Annotated in this window: 9 protein-coding genes; 2 read left to right on the top strand and 7 right to left on the bottom strand. The window is 40.6% G+C overall.

The features are described from left to right. Window positions 1–225 precede the first annotated feature (225 nt). A complete protein-coding gene (locus V7K25_RS07430; protein ID WP_335156525.1) occupies window positions 226–1,335 on the bottom strand; it encodes a septal ring lytic transglycosylase RlpA family protein in 1,110 nt (369 codons plus the stop codon). 897 nt (window positions 1,336–2,232) lie between these two features. Between V7K25_RS07430 and glsA the strand changes: the two genes are divergently transcribed. Continuing rightward, window positions 2,233–3,216, top strand: a complete 984-nt coding sequence (glsA, locus tag V7K25_RS07425; protein WP_335156523.1) for a glutaminase A — start codon at window positions 2,233–2,235, stop codon at window positions 3,214–3,216. 638 nt (window positions 3,217–3,854) lie between these two features. After that, window positions 3,855–4,019, top strand: coding sequence for a hypothetical protein (locus V7K25_RS07420; RefSeq protein WP_335156521.1), 165 nt, complete (start codon window positions 3,855–3,857; stop codon window positions 4,017–4,019). A gap of 341 nt (window positions 4,020–4,360) precedes the next feature. Here V7K25_RS07420 and V7K25_RS07415 read toward each other — a convergent pair whose 3' ends face one another. From V7K25_RS07415 to V7K25_RS07390, 6 genes are all read right to left on the bottom strand, one after another. Continuing rightward, window positions 4,361–5,176: a DUF1838 domain-containing protein gene (locus V7K25_RS07415; RefSeq protein WP_335156520.1), complete on the bottom strand. Its 816-nt coding sequence runs from the start codon at window positions 5,174–5,176 to the stop codon at window positions 4,361–4,363. 393 nt (window positions 5,177–5,569) lie between these two features. Then, window positions 5,570–6,754 (bottom strand): AbrB family transcriptional regulator, encoded by a 1,185-nt coding sequence (locus tag V7K25_RS07410; protein WP_335156518.1) that lies wholly within the window; start codon window positions 6,752–6,754, stop codon window positions 5,570–5,572. Between the two features lie 360 nt (window positions 6,755–7,114). Continuing rightward, the gene (locus V7K25_RS07405; protein ID WP_335156516.1) at window positions 7,115–7,453 is read right to left on the bottom strand and encodes a hypothetical protein; all 339 of its coding nucleotides are present in this window, start codon (window positions 7,451–7,453) and stop codon (window positions 7,115–7,117) included. Between the two features lie 279 nt (window positions 7,454–7,732). Continuing rightward, on the bottom strand, window positions 7,733–9,091 hold the full coding sequence (locus tag V7K25_RS07400) for an aromatic ring-hydroxylating dioxygenase subunit alpha (protein WP_335156514.1): 1,359 nt from the start codon (window positions 9,089–9,091) through the stop codon (window positions 7,733–7,735). Window positions 9,092–9,669: 578 nt separating this feature from the next. Then, window positions 9,670–10,044, bottom strand: a complete 375-nt coding sequence (locus V7K25_RS07395) for a Lin0512 family protein (protein WP_335156526.1) — start codon at window positions 10,042–10,044, stop codon at window positions 9,670–9,672. Between the two features lie 73 nt (window positions 10,045–10,117). Further along, complete coding sequence (locus V7K25_RS07390) at window positions 10,118–10,486, bottom strand: Crp/Fnr family transcriptional regulator (protein WP_335156512.1); 369 nt, start codon at window positions 10,484–10,486, stop codon at window positions 10,118–10,120. Window positions 10,487–10,895: the final 409 nt, after the last annotated feature.

Here is a 10,895-nt window from a genome sequence, read left to right as displayed (position 1 = left end):
AGCTTGTTTTCTGAGCAGCGTTTAGTTAAATAGCAGCGTAAAGCTGCGACTGTTGTCAGCAGGCGCACAAAAATACCCCTAGTTCTTATCGATCCCTCCCCCGTTAGTTTATATCTGAAAGAGAGGGAAGAGATGATTGAACTAGGGGAATTGTTATGGGGAGTGGGGAGATGAAGGAGCAGAGGGACAAAGAATAACTAATGCCTATTCCCTATTCCCCATTCCCTATTCCCTATTCCCTAAGACTTCAATATGTACTGGTGCTACGCCACTGCCCATCATTCCCAAAATCCGAGCCGCGCCAGCAGACAGGTCTATGACTCGACCCCGAACGAATGGGCCTCGGTCATTAATCCGCACTACCACAGAACGACCGTTGCGGGTGTTGGTTACCCGGACTTGCGTACCAAAGGGTAAGCTGCGATGAGCGGCAGTCATTCCTTCGGGGTTGAATCTCTGTCCGCTAGCAGTACGATTACCAGAACCGTCATAGCCGTAATAAGAAGCCATACCTCTCAAGGTGGCTCGCACTATTCCAACTGCCTCTTGAGGCAGCTTTTGTATTGATGCTGGCAGATGCACTGGTGGTAAATTAGCAATTTCTTTTAAGGGAGATGCATTGCCTAGAAGTCTCCGCAGGCGATTGGTTGCTTGCAATGCATCTTGCGCTAGATTATTGGTGCTACCCGCTAATCGCGTACCTTCGTTGATTTCGACCAATTCTTCGTCATTAATTTTGATTATATAGCGATCGCCATTTTGTTGGACTGGGGCGCTTTTATTTTGCGCTTGGTTGTCAGTCGATTTTTCCCCTGCTTTCCAACTTACGGTAATCTTACTCCCGTCCACATTTTCCCGATTCAACTGGTTGATCTTAGCTGCTATTACACCAGCTATCTGAACCGGGTCATTGTCAACGGAGCTAATCTGGTTACTTACATCTGTTACGCTGCCAGCATCCAATCCATTTGATGAATTGCTAGCAATAAGGGCGTACTTTTGTACGCCCCCAGAATTTTCAATTGCACCAACTTTTTTAGTTTCAAGGTTCGTATTTGATACAGAACTCAAAAAGGTGAGAACAGGTATATTTCGGATAAAAAGGGTTGCCGCCTTACGCCCTCTAATGTTGTGAAGATGAATTTCTGTAATCACAGCATCCAAGGTTTGTTTCCCTGCTGTGGATTGATACTCTCCCACTTTCACCACATCAGGGGCGGGTGATTTCTGGGAAGCTAGCGCATTTCCCTTGGTGGTTTGAGTGCAACCAACTGAGGGTATGCCCAAAGCAGCCATAGACAGGGCAACAATAATCCACAAATGTCTTTGATTCATGCGTCCGTTTTTTAAAGCGACTGTAGAATTTAAGTTTTATAATTCGCGGGATTTTTCACTTTGTAACAGTGACTTCCCTACTAAAAAACTTGAACTCGTTCCGTTTCCACTTTGTTGTTTATAACTGCAACAGACTAGCACGAACCTTTTGGCTTGGGGATCAGGGTTTTAGCGTAATTATTGGCAGCTTTCTCAATTTAAATTCCAATTTTCAGGGCGAAACCGTTCTCAAATGAGGACTTTGGCTATGTAACGCTTTTTTTGGCAAGTCCAAAATTATTAAAAAAACTTTACGCTTATTGCACGCTGAAGCGACGATACCCTATTCACATCAGTTCTAAAGGCTCGTAGCTACCTGTGTATTTTATATTACATTTGTTTAGACTATTTCCAACTAGAAGATAATATAACTTTAATTGAATGGCATCGGCATAAATACTCAAAATAACTTATTTCATAAATTCTTTAGATTTTTCTACGAATAAGCCATGATACGAGTTACATCTTAAATAATTATGTAAATTAATTTGGGTTTAATATCTTTTTTCAAAGTTTTTTCCACTTAGATTAATCATGATTTTTATTTCACATGACTAGGCTAAAAATAGTGATATATGTAACTTGGCACTCTAGTAATACTGAGTATAAAAAAAAGGAGGATACTCAACTTAATGTTTTTCAGGATGAATGATAAAAAAATTAATAAATCTTTGCGATCGCTTGTAGATCAAAATTGCAGAGTATTATAAAGCACAATAGCCTATTTTTGACCTAAGTACTTGCTCAAATATGATTTTTTAGAGCAAGCTATCTGTTCAAAAATCTTTGCAGATGTAGGGATGTACAGCTGTACCCCTACTATATATAGTGATTATTTTGGGGAATGCTATCAGCGTGATGATAAACCAAACACATCAAGGAGATTTAGAAATAGATCCATCGCCATTATTAGCTGTTCTTAAGGATTTGCATTCTCAGTACAAGTCAGTACGGGAGGGTGCAGTAACGAAATATATTCCAGAACTGGCAAAGGCAAACCCGGATTTGTTCAGCATTTGCATTGTGACAGTAGATGGTCAGGTTTACAAGGTTGGCGACTACGATCACCTCTTTACCATTCAGTCAATTTCTAAGGTGTTTGCTTATGGACTTGCCTTAGAAGATCATGGACTGGATTACGTTTTGACTAGAGTAGGCGTGGAACCGACGGGGGATGCATTTAACGCGATTATTTTGGATGAGCAATCGAAGCGACCTTATAATCCAATGGTAAATGCAGGTGCGATCGCAACCACTAGCTTAATCAAAGGTTCCGGGCCAACGGAACGCCTCAACCGAATGCTGGATATGTTTCGGCGATATATTAGCCGGGATGTATTTGTTGACATTTCAGTTTTTACCTCAGAACGCAGTACAGGGCATCGTAACCGTGCAATGGCGCATCTAATGCTCAACTTTGGCATGATTGACCGGAATATAGAAGAGTCGCTGGATCTTTATTTCCAGCAGTGTGCTGTGATGGTGAATTGCCAAGACTTAGCAGTGATGGCGGCTACCCTTGCTAACAGAGGTATTAACCCGATTACCAAAGAACAGGCGGTAGATAAGCGTTACATCAAAGATATTTTGAGTGTGATGTATACCTGTGGAATGTACAACTTTGCAGGTGAGTGGGCTTATAAAATTGGGATTCCGGCGAAAAGCGGTATTTGTGGTGGGATTATTGCCGTTGTACCCAATAAGATAGGCATTGGAGTTTTTTCGCCACTGCTGGATGTGCGCGGTAATAGTGTGCGGGGGGTGAAGGTGTGTGAAGAACTTTCCCAAAGGTTAGGTTTACATCTATTTGATTGTTCAAGCCAAGAGGCGAAATTTCAATAAATTTTGCTTGAAATTAAAAAACCTACATAAAAGCTACTCAACATTAAACCAATTCGTAATTCGTAATTCGCACTCTTGCTACGCCCCGCTACGTTCGCAAAGCGTCTCGTAGAGAAGAGAGCAATTACGTTTTGTGAAGGAGATTTAGATTTAGGCTTCCATTCGCGCTATTTGATAGAAGCTATGCCAATACTGCTCGGTTAAGAATATTTGTAGGTTAGGTTGAACGAAGTGAAACCCAACAAAGCCCCAGAAATGTTGGGTTTCGTTCCTCAACCCAACCTACGAATTTTAAGCTTTTTCCGCTTAACCGAGCAGTATTGGAAGCTATGCAACTTAAACCCTCAAACTAGGTTAACTTTTTTTAGACTAGACAAATTTGCCATAATCTGGTAAAAAACTTTTTCTATAGTTCGATAACAGACATACAATCTCCAACTTTTGAAATTTTAATGCAGAAAGATTAGTTTAAACGCCAATCTCATCCATCTTTAGCTAGTTAGCCAGCTTTTCAATAGTATATAAAATATTTTTGGGACATGAAGTTTTTATAGTAGTGAGTTTTCCGCTAACTGTTACAGATAGGCAGGATTACTTCTATTTTATAGTTTTTTAAGGCGATAGTTGAGATTAACATTATGCATGAAGTTTCAAAGCAGACTATAGAGACAGCACAAAAACATGCTCAAAAATCAATTGAGCATAGCAAAGAGATACAAGAGTTGGGTAAGAGTTTAGAAACAGATGACCAAATCGAGCCGGAACAAAAAGAACGTATCGAAGCCTATGGAGAAAGCATGTAAGAGCACGCGCAGAAATTTCAAGAATTGGCGCACAGACTAACAGAACATCCTTCAACAGATGTACTTTCAGAAACAGTAAAGGAGCATATAAAGGTAAATCAAGCCCATATCGAAGCAATTAAAGAATTTCAAAAGATAGAGCCACCAGCCTAAATTAGATATTAATTAAATATCTAATTTATATGCTTGTATCTGGATGTATTATTGAGCTTGTTACAAGTCTAATAACTACTCAAGCCTTTTCCTTTCAGTTAAATACAGTCGAGTTGCCTATATATAATGTGTTTATATATAGGTTTCTCTCCTGTGCCCCCTGCCCTCTAAAATAACTGCCTCTTCGGTCAAAATTCTTCTGCTTGGGGAAGTGGGAAGATTTCACCAGCTAAGTAAGCTTGAAAGTGCTTTTGGAAGTACAACCAGGAAGTCATATCTTCCCCATCTATCAATGCTTTTGGGGCTTTTTTATATAGAGGAATACGGTTATTAATTTCGTCTTGCAACAGTGGAGGCAATTCTGTTAAACCATTGACTTTGCTGCCAACAGCACTGTATATCAGTTGACCGGGGCGATCGCCCATTTTCATCCAGGGAAGCCATTGACCAATTCTATCCCAGCTTAGTTTAAGTTGAGAAACTGAGGAGAGGGCTGTGTTGAATAAATCTGCGGTTGGCACTGTTAATTTAAACAATTCTGCTGCCTGATAAATTGGATTTGGGCTGTATTCGGCAAATTTTGGCTCGTCTGCTAAGGGATTGGGGTAATAGGGAAATATATCAAAAACAAAGGTTGTATTGTCACCATCTACTTGTGCGGGGAAATTTCCCTTAAACTTGCCCTGCACTGGATTATTAGCAACGTGAATCACCGGAACTGTCTCACCTGTCCAAGGATTCTCCCATTTGCTTAAGACTTCATCTGTTTGTGGATTAAGGTAGTAAGTTAATTCCCTGGAAGTAAAATCCCAGCTACCCTCTTCTGTGGGAATACATCTGCTAACACTCAATCCCAGCATCTTAAACAGGAGTTGTCTTTTCTCACCGGGGATGAAAGCGTAAATTTTACCTTTCCAAATCAGGAAAGTAGATTCGCTAGGGTCGAGGGAAGAACGAGTTTTAACCCAGTGCTGTGCTTCAAGTTCTTGAATTTGGGCAACCATCTAAAACATCCTTTGTATTTGGATAACAAAAGAATAAGCTAATCAGCATTCAAGTTGCATCTTTAGAAGTGGGGAGTGGAGAGGCAGGGGAGGGTAGAAGGACAGAAGAAATATATTTTGGAATGCAACAATGAGAAATCAAGGGTTTTGAGGATTTCTTATCCCGAACTCAGGTTTTATTAATAAATCTCGCACTACGTTTCTATCCCGCCTCGGAATTCATTCCGAGGCGGGATGTCAGTAAGTGTGAGAGTTTCACTCTGACAAAAATGTGGGTAGAGAATTTTTCGACTTATGTGTACACCGTAGGCAGCGGGGCAGAGGGGAAAATAACTCTTAACTCCTAACTCCTAACTCAGCACTCAAAACTGTTTTGCCCAATGCCTTTATAAATTAAACTGGCTTTGAAACTTGCTCATCCAGACGGCGAAACAAAAACAGCCAAAGTGGTAGAGAACTATTAATTGCAATTAGTCGCACTAAATGGCCAGTTGTGACAATTTCAACATTATGATTTAATGCTAGGGAAACTAGGATCATTTCTGCTGATCCTCCTGGGGCTGTGACTAAAAGACAGGTTAACCAGTCCCAAGAGGTTAATTGCATCGCAAGTATAGCAGCGATCGCTCCCGCTATTAAGGTCATCCCCACAGATATTAAGGCATAAACGACAGTCCGCTTTCTAAAGTTGGGTTTGTCTCCCCAATATTCACCAATAGTAATTCCCAGGAGCATTTGACCCAATAAGTTTATTATTGGCGGCGGACTAAAGCTAATATCACCTACAAAAGGTAGCCAATGTAGCAAAGGATTAAACCCAATACCAATCAACAATGCACCAAAGAAATCGCCGGCCGGAATTTTAAATAATATAGCTGGATAAACTACTAATCCAGTAATTACCAGTACTAACAAGAGTAATTCTAGTTGAAATGGATCGAAATTGAGCCAAGCAGCGTTGATTGGGAGTGTTTGGGGATAGTAATTACCAGTTGATGTCTTAGCGATGAAGGGAATTAGAATAACTACTGAGGTGACGCGAATCGCCTGAACTAAGGCAACCAAACTAACATTTTTGTTGTAATCGGCGGCGATCGCTGCCATAATTCCAACACCACCAGGAACTGTAGCCAGCATTGCTGTCAACAGGTTGGTTTTGCTAAGGCGCGAGTAAATATAACCAATACAGCTTCCACTCAGCAGCAGAAACAAGGTAAGAAATATAAATATAGGAATATCAGAAGCAACACTAGCTAAATTCCCGTGAGCATTGGAAGCGCCAACAGTTAAGCCTACAAGTGCCATTCCCACTTTTCTCGCAGTGCGGTTAGGTTGGGGAGAATATTGATAAAAAATTCGACACCCTTGAAGAACCAGTGTACCAGCAGCAATCCCGCCAAATATCCAGGCAATCCTACCAATTTGGAACTTTGCCAGAAGTAAACCCAGAGGTAATGCCAGAAGCATTTCCAAGACAAGGACAATTAGTTGCTTGATAAATAGCTGTTGTTTAGTAACAACGGGATTTTCATGAGTGTGTTCTTCTAGTTTGGGAGCAACACCTAGGCTTTGATTCATCGATATGAGCTTTTTTATTAATTTAACTATGCATTTCGGTAATGCTCGCACAAGATAACTAGGTTCGTAGTGAGCGCTTTAGCGCTCAAATCAAGGACTAAAGTCCTTACTACAAAATTATTCATCGATTAAAGTTGATCTAGTTGACTACTCACAAGGTGGAAGTCACGTATTCACGTATGCTTTAATCTTGAGCTTTCTGGCTGTAATGAAATAGTAGATTTATTTCCGCCTTGCGGTACTAGGTTTAAATTTAGCGTGTGTTGCATTTAAACAAAAATACCTATAGAGAGAGGATAGGGGCACAATGATCGTTGTACCCCTACAAATAATTTGTATTCCTTTCAATGGTTCAGCCGTTTAATCTTCGTCAAGGGCTGGGAAAGCTTCTTCAAGCTGCCACAACCTATCTTTATTTTCAACGAACCAAATACGAGTTTCTGGAGTTAATTTACTCCAAATGTCTTCAACAGGGATGTGAGGAGATGCATATTGGTACTGCTGACCAAGTGATTTGAGATTGTCTACCACATCACGGGGAATTCCGAATTGTTCCCAGTCAACTGTTATGTGTCTTCCCGAAACTCCGGCTGTGGGGTCAAAAACCAATTGTGCTGATCTGACTAAATCAGCAAAGTGTTTCGGTTTTAGTTTGGTGATCTCCTGAATTTGGAGTGATTCGTTATGCTCTTGAGACATTATCGCCGCAGTGGTAAAGATTAGTAATTCACAGGACTTACTGCCAGAGACTTTTATCCCAATATTTTTACTTTAGCGCAGAGCCGCTAACTTGAGCATAACTTAACCACACAAAGAGTTTGAGCAAATTGTTTAAGGTGAGCAAACTTCCGTTAACTATACTATAGCAGTCCTAAATCAGTCGTGAACAATAAGATCCCCGACTTCTTAAAGAAGTCGGGGATCTGAGTCTCTCAATTTTCACAACTCATTTAAGTTCTTACTACGAACGTCTCGATTTTAGTGACGAGTGTAAGAACGCTCAAAGTGAGTTTTAAGTGTATGAGCCATAGCGGACATGACAACTGCTGCTATAGAAAGCGATATTGCTGCAATTCTAATTTTAAAATCATCTGCAAGTATCGCTACAGCAGCTAGAGCGATCGCTACCCCTATACAACTTTGCTTAACCCTATTTGTAACTTGATAAGCTCGATTGCAGGAGCTACAAATAAGTGTGTGGCGCGAGAATCTATCTAACAAAATTGGCTTTGTATTCAACTCACCATTTTCAGAATTTTTCCATGTGGAATAGCCTTGATAAAAAGGCAAAGATGACCCAAATTTATCTAGCCACTTGCGGTACTCAACTACTAATGTGTCAGATGTTTTTAAAGGCAAATATAGTTCTTTAAGACTTATTTGTAAGCGCTCAATTTCTGACTGTTGTCCCGCAATGAGAGGTAAATCCTGCTCTAATATTTTGTTTGTATTTAAGTGATCTAGCCAGCGTGGTCTTAGCTTGACTCCCCAAGTCATGAAATTACGATAACCTCTAGCTAAAAGGCGACATCGCCCTTTACCTAAAGGAATCGCATACAAAGCTAGTCCAAATTTCCAACCTCGTTCTTCAATATAAGTATTGTTAAAAACAAGAGTTGGAGCAATAAAATCAATATACTTCCAAGGTTCATTTGATTTATTAATTCCCCGCCACCTACCTCGAATTCCTTGAACCGAACTCTCTAGCACTTCCATTTCTAGCGGTTGAGCCTTTTTGCGATCGCCACCCCCTCTAGTGCCATGATGGCTAATAGCAACATGAGCCGGATCGGTAACGTTCTCTATTAGATATGTTTGGTCATAAGGCAGATCCAATATAAAGTCTGAACACACAAATCCTGGCTTCTCTAAATCTGGCAAAATTGGGATATTTTCATCAACAGCAGTTTCTTTTTCACCAGCCCACACCCAAATCATGCCTTGACGTTCCACAACCTTAAAAGATGGTACGCAAGCATTGACTGGAATTTTTGCATCTGCTGGTAATTGGGGAATGTGCAGACATTGACCATCACTACCAAACTGCCAACCGTGATATAAACACTCAATTTTGCCGTCAATAATTTGTCCTTCAGAAAGTTTGGCTGTACGGTGAGGACAACGATCTATTAAACAGATAAACTGTCCATCTTTGTTTTTGAATAAAACCAAAGGTTCATCGTACAAGGAAAAACTATGAGGGCGGTTGTCCGGGAAGTCTTGTACAAAGGTGACAGGATACCAGCATTGCCTCCAGTTAAATTCTTGCTTCTCCTCAAGCGTCTCAAAGGTAGAAGTTGGTGGTGTTGCCTGTAGTGGCTCTGTTTCTAATGACATAGTTTTTTCCAGGTTTCTATAATTTTAGACCTTTGGATTAGCAAATCTTTAGTCCTAGAGATAGAAAATTTCTAGGGTGAAACTTCAAAAATTAACAATAAGAAAGCAAACTGGGGTTTGAGTAAGTCAAAGCTGCTTTTGCTTGCGGAAAACACTGAAATGATAAAGCAAACCGAGGTTTGAGAAAGCAAACCGAGGTTTGAGAAAGCAAACCGGGGTTTGAGTAAGTCAAAGCTGCTTTTGCTTGCGGAAAACACTGAAATGATAAAGCAAACCGGGGTTTGAGTAAGTCAAAGCTGCTTTTGCTTGCGGAAAACACCAAAATGAGAAAGTAAACTGGGGTTTGAGTAAGTCAAACCTCATTTTGAGAAAGGAAGTTAAGTGTTTTGATAAATTAAACAGGTATTTTTATAAAGCAATGAGGCTTTTTGATAAAGTAATCGGCAAATATACTTAACGATTAAAAATCGCGCTTGTACAAATGGAGTCCTACTGGAAAACTGCTGTATGTCACTTAATTTTTAACGATCGCACGATTTCTCTATAACTTTCAATTTAGTGATTTGTTTAAAGAGGAATTAGCTCAGTTCCTCATCTTCGATTAAAACTGTAACAGCAGCGATCGCAATTAACATTTCATCATTTTTATCATTGAGTTCGGGAATCGCCCGCCCTTGAACTACCATCCCCCCAGATTCTAGGGTAAGGGTTTTCCGACCAAATGGTAGTACAGCAAGTACCTCTTCTTCCCTAACTTGTTCGGGGTATGGAACTGCTACCTGAACCTCTATAATCATTTCATTGGGGTGACTCAAACCTGCAACTTCCCAAACACCAGGTAAAGCATTGTGAGCGATCGCATTTCGTACTGCCCTACATGCTGCTACTGTCGGTTCTTGTCCATGCTGATCTATTCCCATCCCCATCTCAATAATCAACCGTTTACGTGCCATTGCTACCTCCGGTAAATCTTGCATCTTTCACTAAAAAAGGCAGGTATGCTGATTGCATTCCCCTGCCCCTATCTCACAGCATACGCTGCAAGCGGCTTAGACGCTCTGAGTAACTTTTCATCACCTGTAGGGCAAACATGGGTGTTTCCTGAACGGCAAAGAGAAACCTTTTCTCATCAACAGAAGCAAGTTTGCTGTCCACCTTAGCGATCGCTGTGTAAGTTCTATTTTTTACTCCCACAAGTACCCCAACACCAAAAACTTCGCCCGTCTCAATGGTTTCTACAACCTTGCCATTAACTAATATATCTACCTTTCCTTCCAGAATCCCGTACATGTTATCGCCAGACTGTCCTTCTTCAAGGATGACTTGGCCTGCTGAAAATGTTTGAGGGTCGGGTTGTTTTTGAAAGATACTGACTGTTATTACAGGACTTAGCATTTAGAGCAACCCCAAAATTCTTGGTTTTTAGACGAAACTTTTAGATAGCTTTACGTGAACCCACAAAAGTATACTACTTTCTGTTGATTAACTCTCAATCTCGGCAAAATTCCTGATTAGTCCCCTAATCGCCTAAAAACTTCTAAGAAGGTTTTACTAGGCAAAACCGTCCCTCTCGCCTGTCGGAGCTACGGTGTATACACAATTCTGAAATAGCTGATTAAACAGGGTTTTACCCCACCCTAACCCTCCCCTTGTGAAGGGGAGGGAACCGGAAATCTCATTTCCCCCCAATATATCGGGGGGATTAAGGGTAGGGTGTTGACTTTGGGTGTTTTTAGATGATATTTCTTCATACAGAATAGATGGGAAAAAATATCGAATGAGAATTGGTGGTTAATGAATAAAT

This window comes from Nostoc sp., from assembly GCF_036919495.1.
In the GTDB taxonomy this organism is placed as follows: Bacteria; Cyanobacteriota; Cyanobacteriia; order Cyanobacteriales; family Nostocaceae; genus Nostoc.
The sequence above is the reverse complement of the archived record's forward strand: the minus strand, read 5'-3'. Positions and strand labels throughout refer to the sequence as shown.

Excerpts from the sequence above, each read along its gene's own strand:
- V7K25_RS07430 (WP_335156525.1), bottom strand. The coding sequence starts at position 1,335 with ATGAATCAAAGACATTTGTGGATTATTGTTGCCCTGTCTATGGCTGCT.
- V7K25_RS07395 (WP_335156526.1), bottom strand. The coding sequence starts at position 10,044 with ATGGCACGTAAACGGTTGATTATTGAGATGGGGATGGGAATAGATCAG.
- V7K25_RS07405 (WP_335156516.1), bottom strand. The coding sequence starts at position 7,453 with ATGTCTCAAGAGCATAACGAATCACTCCAAATTCAGGAGATCACCAAA.
- V7K25_RS07415 (WP_335156520.1), bottom strand. The coding sequence starts at position 5,176 with ATGGTTGCCCAAATTCAAGAACTTGAAGCACAGCACTGGGTTAAAACT.
- V7K25_RS07410 (WP_335156518.1), bottom strand. The coding sequence starts at position 6,754 with ATGAATCAAAGCCTAGGTGTTGCTCCCAAACTAGAAGAACACACTCAT.
- V7K25_RS07390 (WP_335156512.1), bottom strand. The coding sequence starts at position 10,486 with ATGCTAAGTCCTGTAATAACAGTCAGTATCTTTCAAAAACAACCCGAC.
- V7K25_RS07420 (WP_335156521.1), top strand. The coding sequence starts at position 3,855 with ATGCATGAAGTTTCAAAGCAGACTATAGAGACAGCACAAAAACATGCT.
- glsA (WP_335156523.1), top strand. The coding sequence starts at position 2,233 with ATGATAAACCAAACACATCAAGGAGATTTAGAAATAGATCCATCGCCA.
- V7K25_RS07400 (WP_335156514.1), bottom strand. The coding sequence starts at position 9,091 with ATGTCATTAGAAACAGAGCCACTACAGGCAACACCACCAACTTCTACC.